The organism is Neobacillus bataviensis, from assembly GCF_019969725.1.
Map to the genome: position 1 here is coordinate 204323 of NZ_JAHXYW010000001.1, position 15202 is coordinate 219524.

23 protein-coding genes, 1 pseudogene and 1 riboswitch are annotated in these 15202 nt (G+C 38.6%); of the genes and pseudogenes, 5 read left to right on the forward strand and 19 right to left on the reverse strand.

The features are described from left to right. The 10 genes from LC455_RS01060 to LC455_RS01105 all read right to left on the reverse strand — a co-directional run bounded on the left by LC455_RS01060 (position 1) and on the right by LC455_RS01105 (position 7509). A complete protein-coding gene (locus LC455_RS01060; RefSeq protein ID WP_223587715.1) occupies positions 1 to 768 on the reverse strand; it encodes an ABC transporter permease in 768 nt (255 codons plus the stop codon). After that, positions 758 to 1525 carry an ABC transporter ATP-binding protein gene (locus LC455_RS01065; protein ID WP_223587716.1) on the reverse strand — a complete coding sequence of 256 codons (768 nt, stop codon included), beginning with the start codon at positions 1523 to 1525 and terminating at the stop codon, positions 758 to 760. The genes LC455_RS01060 and LC455_RS01065 overlap by 11 nt, the downstream gene beginning before the upstream one ends. Continuing rightward, the gene (gene tenA / locus LC455_RS01070) at positions 1500 to 2171 is read right to left on the reverse strand and encodes a thiaminase II (RefSeq protein ID WP_223587717.1); all 672 of its coding nucleotides are present in this window, start codon (positions 2169 to 2171) and stop codon (positions 1500 to 1502) included. Before tenA ends, LC455_RS01065 begins: the two co-directional genes overlap by 26 nt. After that, positions 2168 to 3457 (reverse strand): acetylornithine deacetylase, encoded by a 1290-nt coding sequence (locus LC455_RS01075; protein ID WP_223587718.1) that lies wholly within the window; start codon positions 3455 to 3457, stop codon positions 2168 to 2170. Before LC455_RS01075 ends, tenA begins: the two co-directional genes overlap by 4 nt. Next, entirely contained in the window at positions 3454 to 3963 is a 510-nt protein-coding gene (gene thiW, locus LC455_RS01080) for an energy coupling factor transporter S component ThiW (RefSeq protein WP_223587719.1), read from the reverse strand. The genes LC455_RS01075 and thiW overlap by 4 nt, the downstream gene beginning before the upstream one ends. Then, positions 3960 to 4598, reverse strand: a complete 639-nt coding sequence (gene thiE / locus LC455_RS01085) for a thiamine phosphate synthase (protein ID WP_223587720.1) — start codon at positions 4596 to 4598, stop codon at positions 3960 to 3962. Before thiE ends, thiW begins: the two co-directional genes overlap by 4 nt. Continuing rightward, on the reverse strand, positions 4595 to 5404 hold the full coding sequence (thiD, locus tag LC455_RS01090; RefSeq protein WP_223587721.1) for a bifunctional hydroxymethylpyrimidine kinase/phosphomethylpyrimidine kinase: 810 nt from the start codon (positions 5402 to 5404) through the stop codon (positions 4595 to 4597). The genes thiE and thiD overlap by 4 nt, the downstream gene beginning before the upstream one ends. Before the next feature lie 13 nt (positions 5405 to 5417). Continuing rightward, positions 5418 to 6224 carry a hydroxyethylthiazole kinase gene (gene thiM, locus LC455_RS01095; protein WP_223587722.1) on the reverse strand — a complete coding sequence of 269 codons (807 nt, stop codon included), beginning with the start codon at positions 6222 to 6224 and terminating at the stop codon, positions 5418 to 5420. 78 nt (positions 6225 to 6302) lie between these two features. Beyond that, positions 6303 to 6412: riboswitch (TPP riboswitch) on the reverse strand. Positions 6413 to 6476: 64 nt separating this feature from the next. Beyond that, positions 6477 to 6719, reverse strand: a complete 243-nt coding sequence (locus LC455_RS01100; protein ID WP_223587723.1) for a glutaredoxin family protein — start codon at positions 6717 to 6719, stop codon at positions 6477 to 6479. Positions 6720 to 6735: 16 nt separating this feature from the next. Next, positions 6736 to 7509: a TatD family hydrolase gene (locus LC455_RS01105; RefSeq protein ID WP_223588644.1), complete on the reverse strand. Its 774-nt coding sequence runs from the start codon at positions 7507 to 7509 to the stop codon at positions 6736 to 6738. A 295-nt stretch (positions 7510 to 7804) separates the two neighbouring features. Between LC455_RS01105 and LC455_RS01110 the strand changes: the two genes are divergently transcribed. After that, positions 7805 to 7990: a hypothetical protein gene (locus LC455_RS01110; RefSeq protein WP_223587724.1), complete on the forward strand. Its 186-nt coding sequence runs from the start codon at positions 7805 to 7807 to the stop codon at positions 7988 to 7990. Between the two features lie 75 nt (positions 7991 to 8065). Here the strand turns inward: LC455_RS01110 and LC455_RS01115 are convergent, their stop codons facing one another. Continuing rightward, entirely contained in the window at positions 8066 to 8302 is a 237-nt protein-coding gene (locus tag LC455_RS01115; protein WP_223587725.1) for an SHOCT domain-containing protein, read from the reverse strand. Positions 8303 to 8471: 169 nt separating this feature from the next. Between LC455_RS01115 and LC455_RS01120 the strand changes: the two genes are divergently transcribed. The 3 genes from LC455_RS01120 (at position 8472) to LC455_RS01130 (ending at position 10333) form a co-directional block, all read left to right on the forward strand. Beyond that, positions 8472 to 9230 (forward strand): spermidine synthase, encoded by a 759-nt coding sequence (locus LC455_RS01120; protein WP_223587726.1) that lies wholly within the window; start codon positions 8472 to 8474, stop codon positions 9228 to 9230. Positions 9231 to 9523: 293 nt separating this feature from the next. Continuing rightward, positions 9524 to 9679: a hypothetical protein gene (locus LC455_RS01125; protein ID WP_223587727.1), complete on the forward strand. Its 156-nt coding sequence runs from the start codon at positions 9524 to 9526 to the stop codon at positions 9677 to 9679. Between the two features lie 252 nt (positions 9680 to 9931). Then, the gene (locus LC455_RS01130; protein ID WP_223587728.1) at positions 9932 to 10333 is read left to right on the forward strand and encodes a hypothetical protein; all 402 of its coding nucleotides are present in this window, start codon (positions 9932 to 9934) and stop codon (positions 10331 to 10333) included. A 276-nt stretch (positions 10334 to 10609) separates the two neighbouring features. Here the strand turns inward: LC455_RS01130 and LC455_RS01135 are convergent. The 8 genes and pseudogenes from LC455_RS01135 to gvpA form a co-directional block, all read right to left on the reverse strand. Next, positions 10610 to 10897 (reverse strand): annotated as a pseudogene (locus tag LC455_RS01135) (gas vesicle protein); the annotation flags it as partial. Positions 10898 to 10919: 22 nt separating this feature from the next. Then, on the reverse strand, positions 10920 to 11204 hold the full coding sequence (locus LC455_RS01140; RefSeq protein WP_223587729.1) for a gas vesicle protein K: 285 nt from the start codon (positions 11202 to 11204) through the stop codon (positions 10920 to 10922). Beyond that, entirely contained in the window at positions 11113 to 11394 is a 282-nt protein-coding gene (locus tag LC455_RS01145; RefSeq protein WP_223587730.1) for a gas vesicle protein, read from the reverse strand. The genes LC455_RS01140 and LC455_RS01145 overlap by 92 nt, the downstream gene beginning before the upstream one ends. 2 nt (positions 11395 to 11396) lie before the next feature. Next, complete coding sequence (locus tag LC455_RS01150) at positions 11397 to 12224, reverse strand: GvpL/GvpF family gas vesicle protein (RefSeq protein ID WP_223587731.1); 828 nt, start codon at positions 12222 to 12224, stop codon at positions 11397 to 11399. Between the two features lie 28 nt (positions 12225 to 12252). Further along, a complete protein-coding gene (locus LC455_RS01155) occupies positions 12253 to 12492 on the reverse strand; it encodes a gas vesicle protein GvpG (RefSeq protein ID WP_223587732.1) in 240 nt (79 codons plus the stop codon). A 2-nt stretch (positions 12493 to 12494) separates the two neighbouring features. Then, positions 12495 to 13250, reverse strand: coding sequence for a GvpL/GvpF family gas vesicle protein (locus LC455_RS01160; protein ID WP_223587733.1), 756 nt, complete (start codon positions 13248 to 13250; stop codon positions 12495 to 12497). Positions 13251 to 13261: 11 nt separating this feature from the next. Beyond that, entirely contained in the window at positions 13262 to 14119 is an 858-nt protein-coding gene (gene gvpN, locus LC455_RS01165; RefSeq protein WP_223587734.1) for a gas vesicle protein GvpN, read from the reverse strand. A gap of 74 nt (positions 14120 to 14193) precedes the next feature. Beyond that, a complete protein-coding gene (gene gvpA / locus LC455_RS01170; protein ID WP_223587735.1) occupies positions 14194 to 14442 on the reverse strand; it encodes a gas vesicle structural protein GvpA in 249 nt (82 codons plus the stop codon). Between the two features lie 287 nt (positions 14443 to 14729). On the opposite strand from gvpA, the gene LC455_RS01175 reads away from it, so the two are divergent. Then, on the forward strand, positions 14730 to 15023 hold the full coding sequence (locus LC455_RS01175) for a YciI family protein (RefSeq protein WP_223587736.1): 294 nt from the start codon (positions 14730 to 14732) through the stop codon (positions 15021 to 15023). The last annotated feature ends 179 nt before the right edge of the window (positions 15024 to 15202 follow it).

The window sequence follows — 15202 nt, forward strand, 5'->3', positions numbered from 1 at the left end:
TTAACGATTTTGATTTTTCAATAACTGTTTTTCTATTAAACCTATTAGTAAAAATAAGACAATCCCAAGCAAAGAAAGAAGAAATATGGCAGCAAATACTGCATCTGCCTTTAAGTTTCCTGACATCCTTCGGCTAAAATAACCGAGCCCTTCACTTGCCCCCAGCCATTCTCCGATCGTCGCCCCCACCACACAATACACAACAGACATTTTCAATCCGGAAAAAATAGAAGGCAGTGCCATCGGCATTTGGATCTTCTTAAAAATCATCCAGCGGCCCGCACCCATGGTTTGCAATAATTCACTAAATTCCTTCCCGCCTGCCTTCAAGCCATCATAAGTGCTCACGACAATGGGAAAAAATGCTGTTAAAATCGTGACGGCAATTTTACTCCAAATCGAATAACCAAACCACATAATGAAAATAGGTGAAATCGCGATCAACGGAATCGTTTGCGAGATGACGAGAAAGGGATATAAGATTTTTTCTACCGGTCGGAAAAAATGCATCCCTACACCTAACAGGAGACCTCCAGCGAGAGAAAATCCGAATCCAATTAGGACTTCCTTTAATGTTGCAGGCAAATGCTCTTCGAACAGAAGCTCCCGGTTATCGATCAGGGATGCCCAAATCGCCGATGGGGAGGGCAGGATAAACGCTGGTACCATTCCATGCTTGACGATCCATTGCCACAAACTGACAAGAAGGATGACCACAAGCAAAAATAACCCATAATCGCCCGTCCATTTTTTTAAATTACCTTTCATGTTGAATCAGCCACTCCAATTCTTTTCGCATCGCCATAAAATCAGATTGATAGATTAGTTCTGAGCTTCTAGGTCTCGGCAAGCTGACTTTTATTTCTTGGATGCCGTTCCCTTTTAACAAATAAATTCGATCGCTTAATAAAATTGCTTCCTCAAGATCATGGGTGATGAACAGGACCGTTTTTCGTAATTCTCCCCACAGCCCCAGTAACCAGCTATGCATGTTGCGTTTCGTTAAAGAATCCAATGCGCCAAACGGCTCATCCAGCAATAAGAGGTCTCTGCCTGTCACCAATGTTCGTAAAAAAGCGACCCGCTGCTTCATCCCTCCGGAGAGTTCATTTGGGTAAGCATTTTCGTAATCTGCCAGTCCAAAACAGGCTAACCATTCGCGGACTCCTGGGATTTTTTCTTGGCTTTTTTCCTTTGTTACCTCCAGTGGCAGCAACACATTGTCCAAAACCGTCCTCCATGGCAAAAGAAGATCTTTTTGCGGCATATAGCCTACCTGTCCTAATCTTCTTTTTGTATCCTGCTGCCCAATGCGAATTTCTCCCACGTCTGGCTCTAGTAAACCCGTAATCAATTTAAAAAGAGTACTTTTTCCAGACCCGCTTGCTCCGATCACGGATACAAATTCGCCTGGTTGTACATCTAAGGAAATTTTTTGAAAAATAGGTCTTTCGTCGCTAAATGAATATGTCAGATCTTTGATGGATAGCATGGACGAATTAGACAGGCCAATCGCCTCCCTCATAAACCATATCCCAGAACATGTATTCAAATCGGGAAGTCGTCAAAAAGTGTTCTTCTAAAATGGCCAGCTCCCGTTCAGGTTTTCCATCCGCGTATGCATCCAATAAATTAATGAGCCAAGAGGCAAGCTCGCCAAATTCACTTGAAGAGTACATTTTCACCCAATCACCATACTGATAGTGATTGATAGAGTTCGGATAGTTATCTGCTAGCATCTTGCTAATCTCCCAATAGCTCCACATACACGGCAGTAAAGCAGCGATTAATTCCTCTAATGAGCCATTTTGGGCGACATTCAGCATGTACCGTGTATACGCCAAGTTGATGGGAGTCGGCTTTGTTTCTTCAAGCTGTTGATGTGTAATTCCAAATCTTTCAGCGTACTGACGATGGAGTTCCATTTCTCCATGCAGGGTTTCGTTTAGGAGTTTAGCGAACGCCGCCATTGTCTCCAGGTCTCCTGCCCTCACTACTCCGAGTGCAAACAACTTAGAGTAGTCGATTAGGAACACATAATCCTGCTTCATATAACGGATAAAGGATTCAACAGGTAATTCCCCGGTCCCCATTCCGACAACAAAAGGATGCTGGTGTGTTTTTTTCCAAATATCTTCTACTTTTTGATAAAGCCTTTGTGAAAATTTCATTGCTGGTCCTCCTTCCTTGTATTGCACCACTCTGCAATAAATACAGCTAATACTTTTGTAAAATCCAGCAATTGCTGGATTTCTACTTTTTCATTGACAGCATGGGCATCTTCAAGTTTTCCGGGTCCGAAGATAACCGTCGGAATCCCCGCCCGGCCAAGCCAGCCTGCGTCTGTTACAGTGGTTGACATACCAACTGCTGGCTCAAAGCCAATCAATTTTTCAAAGGAATTTGTTAAAAGCTTTGTTCCAGAATGTTCAGGATCGATTTCTAATGAAGGGAAAATTTCCCCGCGGTCAACAATCATCGATTTACCGCCCCAAACAAATTCCGGAGGATTTTCCCTAAGCCATGGATCTGAAGCAGCGACAGCACTAATATGCTGTTCAATTTCCTTAATCACGTCATCGTAATCTTCATTCGGGTAAAAATGTACCGTGATCCATAAAGAGCAGCGGTCGGCCACAAAAGCTGCATGCCGGCCTCCCTCAATGACTGCAGGATTGATCGTATTGGTGCCAGGCGGAAAGCCATCATAGCTTTTCGTTACCGCCCAATGCCGTTCAAGTTCTTGAAGCCCTGTAATGATTTTTGTCATTTTCTCAATCGCACTGGCCCCGTTGATGCCTCCGCCAGCATGAATCATGTTCCTCCTAAGCCCATCGTGGTAGGTTTTCCTACTTTGAATGGTAATCCAGCCAGTAATGACGCCGCCCTGTCCTTGAATATGTAAGTCGCTTGTATCGACAACAACGGCATAGTCTGCCTTGTATCCTTTTTCCATACAGGCTAGCGTACCGGCCTCCCCCACTTCCTCCCCAATAACCGATTGGAATTGCAGGTCACCTTGTAGCGGAATGCCAAGTTCTTTTAAAAGTTTAATAGCCAAAAGGGAGGCAGCGATTCCGCCCTTCATATCGGCAACGCCGCGGCCGTATATATAGCCATCTTTGGCAATGGCTTCAAATGGCGATGAATTCCACTCTTTATCATCCCCTACCTCGGCCACATCCACATGACCATTCACAATTAAGCTATTAAACTGCTCAGAAGATTCACCGTGTAAAATCCCTACGACATTAGGATCACCAGGGTAAACGTCCCATTTTTCCGTTTTAAATCCCAACTCTTCCAGATAGCCTTTAATATAGTCCTGTACCTCGGTGGTATTTCGGGCAGGGGGACTTACTGTAGGATAGGCTATTAGCTTTGTTAACAGTTCCAGCAATTCCTCTTTTCTCGCTTCTACTTTATCCGATATCCGATCCAGAAGCTCTTTTCTCATTTGTCCACAACCTTGGAAGCTGCCAAATTCACAACTTTATTTTTTGAAAAAATTGTAAGAATAACAAAACCAATCAGTGCACCGGCAAAGGAGCTAAAAATAAACAATGGAATAAATCCAAATAAGGTCGCTTTTTGTCCAAGAATCAGCGTTGCGATTGGATAGGAAAGGAGTGCTCCCAGGATGCCAGTTCCAATGACCTCACCTATGAAAGCAAGATATATTTTTCTAGTTTTACAAAATAATAAGGATGCCAATAATGCCCCAACCATGCTGCCTGGAAAGGCAAATACGGACCCGGTTCCCATTAAGTTTCGCAGTAGAGATACACAAAAGGCCTGAGCCACTGCGTAATAAGGGCCTAACAGTACTGCCGATAATACATTCAAAAAGTGCTGAACAGGAAAGACCTTGGTAAATCCAATCGGAATCGATACTAAACTACTAGAAATCGTGCCTATCGCAATCATCATTGCCGTTAATGTAAGTTTATGAGTTCTTTTCATCCTTTCACCGTTCCTTTTAATTTCTTGGCAGCTTCTAAAGGTGACTTTGCAAGGCTGATTGCTGTAATAACGGAAACACCATCTGCTCCGGCTTCCACAATAGATCGGGCATTTTCTGCCGTTATCCCGCCAATGCCGACAATTGGGGTTTGGTATCCATTTTTCCTAAGTGTTTCAATAAGTTCTGTACCCCGTGACGGTTTGGCATCCGCTTTTGTTTTTGTCGGAAAAACGGGTCCAATACCGAAATAATCTGCGCCTTCTCGAATCGCGGACATCGCTTCCTCTGTGGAATGGACAGACACCCCGAGGAGTTTCTCACCAATTTTTTTCCTAACAGTTTTCACAGACTCGTCCTCTTGCCCGATATGGACACCGTCAGCATCAATCGCCAGTGCCAGCTCGATATCGTCATTGACGATGAATGGGATGTGATGCTCTCTGCATATGCTTTGAAGTTCTCTGGCGAGAGTATATTTATCCTCTCCAGTTAAAGCGCCTTTTCCTTTTTCACGAAATTGAAAAAGGGTAATCCCTCCAGCGATGGCTTCTTTTAATACCTCAGTTGGGTCCTTCAGGCAGTTAGGGCTGCCCATGATAAAATATACTTTTAGGTAGTCTCGTAAATTTTTCATAAGCGCAAGCCCTCATTCTTTACTCGGTATCCCCAATGGTTGGTTGGGCCATGTCCTTTGCCAATCTCCAAATCAAATTGGATCGCATCATGAATAAAATCCTTGGCTAATGCGACTGCCTGATATAAAGGCGCACCTTTTGCAAGTTCTGCCGTGATGGCTGCTGAAAAAGTACAGCCAGTTCCGTGAGTGTTTTTCGTTTGAATTCGTTCCTTGGCAAAAGTGTAGAATTCTGTCCCGTCAAACAATAGATCAATGGATACAGATTCATCCTCATCATGGCCGCCTTTGATGATAACGTTTTGGACGCCAAATTCAGATAATCTTTTAGCAGCATCTTCCTTATCTTTGGCGGTATGAATCGACATGCTAGTAAGAACCTCTGCTTCCGGTATGTTCGGTGTAATGACCCTTGCAAGCGGCAATAAATATTTTTTCATTGCTGAAATGGCTTCTAGCTGTAGTAAAGAGGCGCCACCCTTAGCAATCATGACAGGGTCTACCACAAGGTTTTCCCAATTATATTTACTAATAATTTCAGCAACCGCCTCGATGATTTCTGCATTAAACAGCATTCCGGTTTTCACGGCATCTGTTCCCATATCATCGCCTATTGCCTCTATCTGTTTAACCACAGCTTCGACTGTCATCGGATACACCCCATGAACACCCAAGGTATTTTGGGCGGTAACAGCGGTTAAAGCTGACATACCAAAAACCTGTAATTCCTGAAAAGTTTTAAGATCCGCCTGGATTCCGGCTCCGCCGCCGCTATCCGACCCTGCAATCGTTAATGCTTTTTTCATTTTATTAGCCCCCTTAAACCTGTCTGATTGCGCTATGTTGCCTGATATCATCAGTGGAAACAACTGACAATTGGTTTAAAAATTCGATTTGGAAACTGCCTGGACCTTGTTCAATTGTTTTTTGTGCTGCCTTTTCGGCCGCAATTCCATAAAAAGTTAAAGCAGCAACGGAAGCCTTTATGAGATCTTTTTCGACACCTGCAAAAGCACCGATTACGGAGGTCAATAAGCATCCAGTACCGGTCACCTTTGTTAAGATTGGATGACCATTAGCAATGGCATAGGTGGTTTTACCATCGCTGACGATATCTTCTTTTCCAGTAATGACAACTAAGCAATTCATCTTTTGGGCAGCTTTGATCGCAAGGTCAATGACATTCCCCTCGGTATTTCCAGCGTCAACGCCCTTGATTTCCCACTTTTCACCTACAACATTTGCGATTTCTGCCGCATTGCCTCTAATGATTGCGACTTTGACTTCCTTCATGATTCTTTGGGCCGTTTCGGTTCTATAGCTTGTTGCTCCAGCTCCTACTGGGTCAAAAATGACCGGGACATTGTGTTCATTCGCAGATTTTCCTGCAAGAATCATAGAATTGACGTTTTGAGAGTTTAATGTACCAATATTTAAAACGAGTGCACTAGCGATTTTGGCCATATCGGCTACTTCTTCCTCGGCATAAGCCATAACTGGTGATGCCCCAAGTGCCAGAAGCCCATTTGCTGTAAAATTCGTTACCACTACATTTGTGATATTATGTACAAGCGGATTCACTTCTCTTACTTTTTGTAATGTTTCATACAAACTGTTTTTTTCCATTAGAATTTCCTCTTTCCTTTTTTAACATAAAAAAACCAGATCCATATTTGGACCTGGTTATAAGCAAGTAAGCGTAATGACTATTCTCGACTACTTTCCTACGCTGGTATTATCCAGATCAGGTCCGAAGGGTTAAAAACGTTGCCGTTTCCTCTCAGCCCGCATTATGGGCACCCCTAGTAGATACTAAACATATTAAATTTAAATCAATAATACTCCTATAAAAATAATATGTAAAGAAATAAAATGCTTTTATTCTTTTTTCGCCAGCTCCATGAGCTCCTTTAATTCATTGGTAAATCCTTTAACTGCCCGATTATCAACTACAGTTACTGGAACCCCTAAAAAACCGTACTCTTCCACTTCCTTTTGATATTCAGGGTTGGTAGAAACATTCCTGGTTTCAAACGGGATCCCTTCTTCTGTGAGGACTTTTTTAACCATCGTACATTCAATACAGTCGTTTGTCGTATAGACAATTACATGCTTGCTCATTGTTGGTTTCTCCTTTTTAACTGTTCTTCAGATCATAAAATGTTATCGTGTTTTGCCATAATTTATCAGAAACATCTTCAATTGGCAATTTTTTTATTTTTGAAATTTCTCGGATTGATTCACTCATCATATTCGGATTGGTCCTTTTACCGAAAAAAGGACCTTCGAACGGCCATGGCCCGTCTGTTTCAATCATCATCTGCTCTAATGGGTACATGTGAACGATGTTCCTTATTTTTTCTTTATAGACAATATCAGGGGTAACAGAAATAAAATACCCATTCTCTATCATTCGAGTGATGGTTTTCTGATCTCCCTTAAACCAATGAAAATGTGCCTTTTTAATAGAGTATTTTTCTAAAAGGTCGCATACGATAGGTGCATCGTCATAAATTGCATGAAGGATAATTGGTTTTTCCCAGGCTGAAGCCTTTTGAACAAATATCTCCAGAAGGGAAAGGTACTTTTCGTATTGGCTGGTAGAAATTTCATTCTCTTGCCTTAAATAAAAAGGAAGCCCTACCTCACCGATGGCAATCATATTTCCCATGTTTTTTTCGATCCAGCTGAATAGTTCACCTAAATACTTTTCATTTGGTAATGATTGCTCTGGATGGTATCCGAAAGCTGCCCTCACTTTGTGGAATTTTCGAGATAAATCAAGATTCCTCATGCATGATTCAAGATTAAATGAAACGGATATCAGCCATTCTATTAGAGAGGGTTCTACCATTATGTTATTAATTTCATCATCTTTGTACTGATCCAAATGAATGTGAGCATCAATCATCCTCAACGATAGACTCTCCCCTCAAAAGTTACAGAAAGCGCTTTCATCCGACATCTTCACTCGAGAATTGTCTTTTCATGCGCTTTCCCAAGGAATAAACATTTATTTCCTCAGCATTATTTAACATAAAACACTACTATTCAGCTAATTTTAACAATCATATTCTTTGAAAAAATAATATCCGTGTAATTAATGAAAACATAGAGAAGTCATACAATCAAGTGATCCCTATTATAAATTTAGTAAATATTGAATTTAGATAAATAATATAATTATAGTATGGGGGTGTGCTTTAGTGGGAAAAGATATTCAAGTGGTAAAATCAGAACCGGGTAACAACAATACTAAGAATGATATTAGAGTGAACAATAATTTCAGCCTTACAATCAATTTGGGGGATTCCTTAAATCTACTTGCTTTAATTGCAGGGATTTATTTATTAAGGAGTATCGCTAAAAAACAAAATTCGAAGAAAGAATAGATGTAATGGAAAAACCTATATTAACTCACAAAAGAACACTAGATATAATCCAGTGTTCTTTGTGACATTCTTTAGTTACAAACATAATTTATCCAGCAATAGTTTCTTTTTTATCTTAAATTCTTCTTCAGTTATAAAACCAGACTGTCTAAGTTCTCCTAATTGTTTTATCAGCATTATAACTTCAAGGTCGTTATCGTTAGGATTTTCGTCACAATCATTTAGAAACTCAACGACTCCAACTTTACTAACAGATATTAATGGGAGAAACAGTACCCAAAGTACTGATACAGAAGAGAACAATTTACCCAAGTTACTACCTCCCTTCTATTAATCTAATATATATTATGCCTTTCAAATATATGTAAATAAATATTCCTCCCAAAATTCTATAATATTTTTAATCTACTATGCTATTTATTCTCGCAAATATCATTCCAAATGAATACTCTATAGCAAACATGCTATGGAGGTTAATAATATGGAACAGATAAATAGAAATAATGGATTGGAAAAACATATCCTTCTTTTTGGCTCAACATTAATTTTTAAGACATCAAGCATTTATCAAACTATTTTCGTTACTGAGAGGAGTACATTCGAGGGAAAGCGGGGAAAATTCAGAATGCTTCAATTTTCTTCCGACTCTATTCAAGGAATAATGAATTTGGAGCAGCCGCACTGCCTCGTCGCTTCATACAGTCGAATCACTGTGGATCTAATTGATCACTATGCATCTGATTTTAAAAATGGATTTATAATTGGCCATGGAATTGGGACAGTAAGTTCACATTATTCCAATAAAAATATGTTAACGGCAGAAATTGACCCGGTGGTCGTCGAGGTATCTAAGAAATATTTTGGACATACCGGTAAGAACGTATTAGTTGGTGATGGACAAGCGCTCTTAAAGACTAGGGAGGCAAACTCTCAGGATATCATTTTTTTGGACGCGTACAGCGGCACTGATATCCCAATTCATTTAACAACAAAAGACTTTTTTACCCTGACGAATGAAAAATTGGCCAACAATGGAATTCTAATCATGAACTATCTTGGGAATCTGCGAAATGATAAATTCTTGCATACTTTACACGCGACCATTTCAGAAATTTTTCCTTGCGTAAAGGTATTCTCAGCCCTTCCTAATAAAATAACGAAACAAAATCTACTTATTGTCGCTAGTCAGCGAATTCTGGATGACTTTAAATCACAAGAAGCGACTCAAATCCAGATTTGATTTAAAGTAATTAATTAGAACAAAAACAATTCTTTTTACGATCTTCTAAGAAATTCAAAAAAGGGTCTTTTATATCGTAAGGGAGCAAAATAAAAGCGAATCCAAAAAGTTATTCTTACCTAATAAATTTGCGTGAAATCGGAAATTTTCTCCTTGTTTTCCCCATTTCGCAAAGTTAGCTAGCCTTTTTTTTATTATCGTGATATAAGTCTATGCTTGTCCTTTTTAATAACATAGAATGTATTTTGTAAGGGGCCCTTAAAAAAATTTCTTTTCAGATAGGGGGGAAATTCATGTCTTCAGCAATTGATCTTCAAGATATTCTTTGTCAACTAGGAATTGGTTTAATTGCCCTTGTACTATCAGTCCTTATTATTCTGGCTGTTATCCTTGGCGTTAACCCAACAGATCTTGAAACTGCTAGACGTAACCTACGTTGCGCATCCTAATGAATCCCTTGCAGTAACAACAAACCGAAAGGGATTTAAGCTTATCTTAATAGATGAGTAAATGAACTCTAGAAAATCATTTCAATATGATTTTCTAGAGTTTTTGGTTTTAGGAGATTTTTGTTTTATTTATAACGAAAAGAAAATTTTTTTATTACGGTGATATTAACACACTACATTTTTAGTTTTTCAACATAGGATGTAAGGAATTTTCCGAACTTAATTTATTTAAAACAAAAAGGTGGTTTAATGATGAGTAGTAATAAGAATGAAAAAAAGGATCAGAAACCGAGTAATGAAGAATCTGGTAAAAATCTTTCCAAAAATCAAAATACACTTGATTTAGGTGCCATTATGCAGCTGGCATCATCATTGCTAAAGAACGATTTGGTTATGAAATCTGTTACGGAACTTAGCAATAAAAATCTAAACTCTGTAACTCCTGAAACCAATGCAGCTGATACACCAGAAAATGAGGAGATGTCTTCTATAGCTGATACACCAGAAAATGAGCAGATGTCTTCTATAGCTGAACAATTAGAGAAAATCGCCAACGAATTTTCAGAATTAAAAGCCGAATTATCAAATCTAAAAGAACAAAATAATTATCTTACTAAAATGGTAAAGAAATTATACGAGTACCGAAGAAGATAGTGCTAGTATATAGAAGAATTTTTATAAAAAAAACCTTGGAAATCAAGGTTTTTTTACGTAAATGTTGGGAGTAAGCTTTTATTAGTTATTGTTTCCCGGATTCTTTTTCTTCTCATTTTTCTTATTTCGTGATTCCTTTTCTTTGGCATTGTTTGATGAGTCCGTCGTCTTCGCTTGATTCACTGATTCCTTATCTTCCTCTATCTTAATTACCTCTTCCTTATTTTCAACAATCGGTTCAAGTAATGCTTTTTCTTCCACTTCTTGTGGGATTGCCTTTGTTTCAACAAGCTGTTCAAGACGATTGACTCTTTCAAGTAATTGAGCACGCTCTTGTTCAGCCAGTCTTCCTTTCGAGGAATAATATGGATCGCTTTCCCACCAGTCCATTCCAATTTCTCTGGCTTTATCCACCGAAGCAACCAGCAGCCTGATTTTAATGGTGAGCAAGTCGACGTCCGCTAAAGCTATTTTTATATCCCCGGCAATCACGACTCCCTTATCTAAGATTTTTTCCAAAACATCTAGTAAATTGTTGGATTGTGTTGAATGCTGAATGGGCATAAAAATCTCTCCTGTCAGTGGTTTAAAGAAGTCTTCCCAACGGGCCCAATTCTATATTAAGATCTTCTTTTTCTAAACCAAAAATGATCTTTAATTCTTCCATTTTTTCCTCAAGCCTCATTAATGTTAACCCCAATTCCTCCAGTTGTTCTTCCGTGAGGGAATCACTCTCCACCCGTCTCATCGCCTGTCGCTCCATTAATTGACGGAGGAGTTCAATGATCGTGAGCACTAGTTTGGCTAATCCTTGCTCTACTTGATTCGAGTCCAGGGGTATCCGTTCCATCAACAATGACCTCCCCTCCATTTTTCCGTTCCCGAGTGCCAAAAGCACTTTCAATCGATGAAATCAGGAGCTTAAGGTCAATAACAATTAAATCGATATTGGCAACTGAGATTAATATTTCTCCTCGTACCACTACTCCTGTGTCAATGATACCGTCTAATAAATCCAACAGGGTCATTTCTTTATTTTCAAAAAGATGATGCCTCTCCATCTTTATGTCTCCTTCACCATTTTAGAAAAATGATAAGGCGGCCAAGGACCGGTTACTTGAAAACCACATCCCAGTGGTTCATATGTTTTTTCTATATCCTGTATTTTGTTTAAAAAATCCTCCACTTTACTTGTATCTAGTAAATAATCACAATTAATCAACATGTCATCTTTTCGTTCCGTTACATCTTTCCCCCAATTTTTACGTAAATTGAAATCAGTGAAAAAGGGGTGAAGTTCCTGATTGATTTCATGCCACCATCTGCTTTGTTCCAGCTCAAATTGTGAAGCAATCAATTGTTCTAGCTTCTTCTTCATTAAAAATTGCTTACCCTTTGGCATAAACGCTAATTTTTCCTTTAAATCTTGAACAGCGGCATTATGATTAATAACATGAGTTAAGGCCTTATCCGGGTTACAATACATTTTCACATTCCACTCTTGTTTACCCTTTAGGCTAAGGAGCTTTTGATAAAACTCATCATATTGTTCTGTTAATAACCCCTCTAAAGTATCTTCTTTTTGGAAAATGGTGCAGAACGACATGGGAAGAAGAGTAATATAATTGTGAATAGCAGCGATGATTTCATGATGATGTAAGGCTTTTTCCTTTAACCATTCTGCATCCTTAACCAGTTGGTCTATTTGTTGTTGGGAAAAATCAGGGGCATTTACCGGGGTAATAACGACTGCTAAATCTTTATAAGTTTTCGTATAGACAGGCTTTAGGTCTATTCCTGTTGGTAAAGGGACCTCAGTACCTTGAAATTCATCTTTTAAAGCGACTCCGTACATATATATATAATCTGTATCAACCTGTAATTTGTACAAGGCAGCCTCCTCCTCCTTTTAAAAAGTCTTACTCATCCAATAACTCACTTTTTTCACGTTCTTTGGCTATTTTGTATCTGGTAAGCAATTCCTGCTCCCGAAGAACGTAGGCTTCTTCATCAATTTCCTCCAATTCGTACATCAAATGCAACTCTATTAGCTGTTGCTGAATATATTTGATATCATAGAATTCTTGTTCCACTTCTTCTTGAATCTTTTCCCCAAGCTTGATGATTGATCGGAATGGCAATGATAATAATTTAAACATTACTATTTCCCTTCTATCCTTAATCGGATATCGACAAAATTATAGGCGGGCCAAGGGCCGGTATACTTAAAATCTACTTTGTCCTTCCATAATTCATAGACATCATTCACCTGTTGGTCAAAGGCCTCTTCTTTTTTACGATCCACCAAAAAGGCAGCATTTAAAAGAGTTTTTCCAGGTATGGTTGCATTTAGTTTTCCTGCTTCCGCCAGCTCTAGCAAGGGGGTATAGATTTCTTTTTCCACGTCGTTTTCTAACCCTAAAATAAAGTTTTGTGCTTGTTCTCCTAATTGAATCTGATCATAAAAGGATGCCGGATTGGAGATATCTATTTTAGATGACTGCCACTTATTTAAAGTCGGATTATTTTTCATTTCTTCATTTATCCATGACTTTTTTGCTATCACCTTTAATCCAAGCTCGATTTTGTTCTCCAATTGGGTAAACAATTTATCAAATTCATCATGCATATGCTTTAAAATCAGGAGCACATCCTCTTCTGAATGAAGAACATTTCCAAAACTCATGGGGATTACCCCATAACTTTTTATAATTTCGGAAATCATGTTCTGATGAGCAAATAAGTTATTTCGATCAGGCAATACTTCACCTTTGACTTTTGACACCACCATTGCTATATTCTGATGGTGAATCGTATAAACTTTATTTTCCAAATTATTAAGAGTTACTTTACCAAAGTGCTTTGGCTCCTTCTCCCGTATGGCACAAAATACATACACCCTATTTTGGGTACTCATTGCTGGTCCTCCTACCCTAACAATTCCTTTAAAATTAGTTCCTGAACAGCTTTTCTGTTCAACTGAGGAAATATTTGCTTTACTGGTCTCATTAATACATCTTGACAAAGTGCTTGGTATTGTATATTCGTTGCCTTAATTGGAATGTCTGCTTTTTGGGCAATCGTTGCAATCATGAGAGAAACTCGTAAACTAGGACAAAATCCCTTTCCGTGGGATCTTAGTTTTGAAACAAGCCTTACAACTTCCTCCGCTTCATCTTGTTTGATTCCTGTTTTCTTATGAAGAATCTTTATCTCATCATCAGTATTACACGTGTCCAAACTGATTGTGATTAATCGATCAAAAAGAGCATCCGGTGCATGAAAAGTTCCTGCATATTCATCGGGATTACTTGTAAAAATGATGGAAAAGTCTGGATGACAAGGGATAAATGAGTCCTTTTCCTTCCCGTAAAGAGGCAACACCTTTTCTTCTAAGAGGGCTAAAAATATATTATTCGTTTCAGGAAGAGAACGTGAAAATTCATCGTAAATAACCACATGCCCATATTTGACCGCTTGTATAAGCTGTCCCTCGACCCAATTCGGTTTAATTACTTGCTCATGTTTGTAAACTGAGTGAATATAATTATCGATGGTCTCTTTTTTCGTTATTCCATTTTGAAAACCCAATAAATCTTTATTCGATAATTCGTGATGGCCGCGTATGATGGTAACAGGCCTATTCATTTGTGAGGCAATATGAAGGGCCAAGCTTGTTTTACCAACTCCTGATGGCCCGACGAAATGTACAGGATAACCAGCTTTCATGTACAATTTTGTTTTTCTAATAATATCCTCTATCATTTTTGTCTTGACGAACATCATCACACCTCCTTATAACTTTTTCTTTCAACAAAGAGCCAAGGCTTCACTTGCCTTGGCAACACTTTTCTTACTATTTAGGAAGATTCGACTTCGCCTTCCTCTTTAAAAAGATGATGATGAGGGTCTTTTAGGAGTCCAACTGCTTCGGCGTATTTTAACCATGTCTTGACACTGGCAATAACTATACGGGCTTCAATTGTTAGCAGTTGAATGCCAACTAAAGAAACGCATGCCCAAATGTCTATAACTACACCTTTAGTCAATATACGGTCAATTACCTCAGCTAAACTAGAAGTATCTACACTCTTTTGTACACCAGCCATTTAATCTCCTCCTTTCATAAGCCGCATTTCAAAGGGGAAATCCCTATAGATTATTCTTTTTTTTTTGTACAGGTGAAAAAACTTGCCCTTTTTTAACAGCCGATCTCTTCGATAATTACGAATTACATTAGTATATGTTTATTATTTTATTTGGAGTGGACGAGAGTATAAGGTGCTACTGACTGATTGTTTATTTTTCGGGATGAAAAGCGATTCTATATGGCTTTACAAATCAAAAAATTGGTCCTACTCTAACTTTAGTTAACTAATTGTTAGGGGGGGTATTTTTGGAAGAGTTTGTTTATCTGATCAGACCAAAACGCAAGGATTTTATTGATTCCATGACACAAATGGAAGCGAAAATTATGGAGGAGCATTTCGAGTATCTAAAAGGTTTGTTAGCAAAAGAAAAATTAATTCTAGCAGGACCCTGCTTAGACGGAGCATTTGGAATTTGCGTATTTAAATCAGAATCATGGGAAAATGCTGAGAAAGTAATGAAAAATGATCCTGCAATTTCAAACGGAATCATGAGTTCAGAATTACATAAATATAGAGTTTCTCTTATGCAAGGGAAATAAAATTATGTTATCTTCACGTAGCAGGCGTCAATTGACACCTGCTTTTTTGCGTTTAGGCAGGGATTTTATCTTTAATTTCAATAAACATTCGACCATTTTATCCTCTTGTCCCCCCATTTTTGATTCAAATCAAAACAATATTAAAAAAGTAATCATACAATAACTTATCCACATTTATG